Source organism: Stenotrophomonas sp. P5_B8 (genome assembly GCF_054049855.1).
On sequence record NZ_JBFULO010000523.1, the window covers coordinates 1 to 2,306 of the forward strand.

Annotated in this window: 3 protein-coding genes; all 3 read right to left on the reverse strand. The window is 69.5% G+C overall.

Features of this window, described 5'->3' with window-relative positions:
• Positions 1 to 187: 187 nt before the first annotated feature.
• Entirely contained in the window at positions 188 to 544 is a 357-nt protein-coding gene (locus ACXJKH_RS18875; RefSeq protein ID WP_457321669.1) for a VOC family protein, read from the reverse strand.
• A gap of 71 nt (positions 545 to 615) precedes the next feature.
• Positions 616 to 1,395, reverse strand: coding sequence for a helix-turn-helix domain-containing protein (locus ACXJKH_RS18880; protein WP_457321671.1), 780 nt, complete (start codon positions 1,393 to 1,395; stop codon positions 616 to 618).
• Positions 1,396 to 1,791: 396 nt separating this feature from the next.
• The coding region (locus ACXJKH_RS18885) for an SPOR domain-containing protein (RefSeq protein ID WP_457321672.1) at positions 1,792 to 2,306 on the reverse strand (515 nt) is incomplete at its 5' end.

Sequence of the window (2,306 nt, forward strand, 5' to 3'; positions counted from 1 at the left end):
TGTCTCGGCTCTACCCTCCGGGGCGCGGCATCCCGGTAGAGCCGAGCCATGCTCGGCTGCTCYTGTCTCGGCTCTACCCTCCGGGGCGCGGCATCCCGGTAGAGCCGAGCCATGCTCGGCTGCTCTTGGCGCATACCGCGCGGCGCACGCGCCCTCAGACGGCAGCCGACCAACGGTCGGCTCTACCTCAGGCGGCCGTCCACACCGCCAACTCATACCCATCCGGATCGCGGAAATGAAACCGCCGCCCGCCGGGAAAATCGAACGCCGCCCGGCAGATTTCCGCCCCGGCCGCTTCCACCCGCTGCTGCGTGGCCGCCAGGTCATCGGCATACAGAATCACCAACGGCCCACCCGCGCGCACCGGCTCGTCCGTGGTGAACCCACCGCGCAACCGGCCATCGTCGAACTCGGTATAGCCCGGGCCGTAATCGGTGAACGACCAGCCAAACACCGCCCCATAGAACGCCTTGCTGCGGGCGATATCGGCCACGTTGAATTCGATGTTGTCGATGCGGCGATCGTTGCCGTGTGCTGTGCTCATCGCTGTTCTCGTATTGAAAGGAGCACCAGCATCGCCAGTTTCCGCGCGTCTGTCTTGAACAAAACGGCCAGTCAGCCGCGCCACTGCGCGCAGAGTTCGGCCGCACCGATTCCGGCCAGCGCCCGCACTTCCCGGCTCAGGTGCGACTGGTCCGCGTAGCCACCGTCGAACGCCAGCGCCGCCAGGCTGTCGCGTGGCCGCGCCCGCGCCAAACGCAGCACCCGTTGCAGGCGCAGGATCCGCTCCAGCATCTTCGGCCCGTAGCCGAACTGCGCATGGCACAACCGGCGCAGGCTGCGCGTACTCAGCTGCAGCGCCGTAGACACCGCCGCCAGGTCCATATTCCCCGCACGCACCTGGGCAAACACCTGCGCCGCCGCGGCATCGGCCGTGCCATTGCCAGCCAGCCCGGCCAGCTCCAGCGCGAACACCTGCTGCCGCACCTCGCTATCGCCCACCGCGTTCAACCGCGCCGCCATCCGCCGCGCCCGCACGCCCAGCACGTCCTCCAACGCCACCGCCGTCCCCACGATCTCCGACAGCGGCAGCCCCAACCATGCCTGCGCCGCACCCGGCTGAAACCGCGCGCCCAACACCTGCGCACCGGGCGTCAACTGCGGGTGCGCGGCCACCACGTCCGGGCCCACCACAAACAGCCGCCCATCGCGCCAGAGAATGTCCACGCAACCATCGGGCAGCACCGCCACCTCACCGCTGTGGCCCACCGGCAGATCGCTGCGCCACAGCTGCCCGAAGCTGCCGCGCAGCGCAGCCGGCGGCGCCCACTCGCGGTAGCGACCGGTAGCCCCGGCAACGCTGGGAAGTTCCGCAGGATTAGGACGGGAAGACATGCGCGGACGATAACGCATCACCGGACGCCGGACCGAACGCGCGTTAATTCCCGGGAGCAGGTAGAGCCGAGCCATGCTCGGCTGCCCTTCGCTCCGCCCGTACCAACGCATGGTCCACGCGCCCGCCGTGCACTGAACTCCGGTGTGAACCCCGGTGTGTTCAGGCCGCAGGTCTTCGGACGCACGCACCGCGCATTGCGCGGTTGCCGAGCATGGCTCGGCACTACCAAACGCGCGTTGATCCCCAAGAGAAGCGGTTGCCGCGCATGGCTCGGCACTACCCGCCCGCGCGCTTACTCCCGAGAGAAGGGTAGAGCCGAGCCATGCTCGGCTGCTCTTCGCCACAAAAAAAGACGCCGGGCAAGCCCGGCGTCTTCAAAAATCCTGCAGCGCCACTCACTGCGCCTTGATTGCCATCGCCTGAAGCCCGGTCCCATCCAGCTTCTGCTTGGCCTCCGCCAGCTCACCCGCGCTGCCATACGGCCCCATGCGCACGCGATACACCGTCTTGCCGTTGATCTGCGCCGATTCCACCCGCGCCGCCAAACCGATCATCGCCAGCTTGGCCTTGGTCGCCTCGGCGTCGCCAGACGCACCAAACGCGCCGGCCTGCAGGATATAGCGCACGTTGCTGGCCGCCGGCTCAGCCGCCGCAGCAGCAGGCGTCGCCGCAGCAGCCGCCGGCTTCGGTGCCGCCGGAGTAGCCGCTGCCGTCTGCGCCGGCGTCGTCGCCGGAGCCGTGGTTGCTGCCGGGCGTTCCGCCACCGGGGCGGGCAGCGGGGCGGTGCTCACTGCCGCAGGCGAGGTGGTTGCGGCGGTGCTGGTCGGCGCCGGTGCCGGTGGCAACGGACGGCCTTCCAACGCCGCCTGCGCGCGCTGCGCCTCGGCCTTGGCGCGGCGCTGATCTTCCG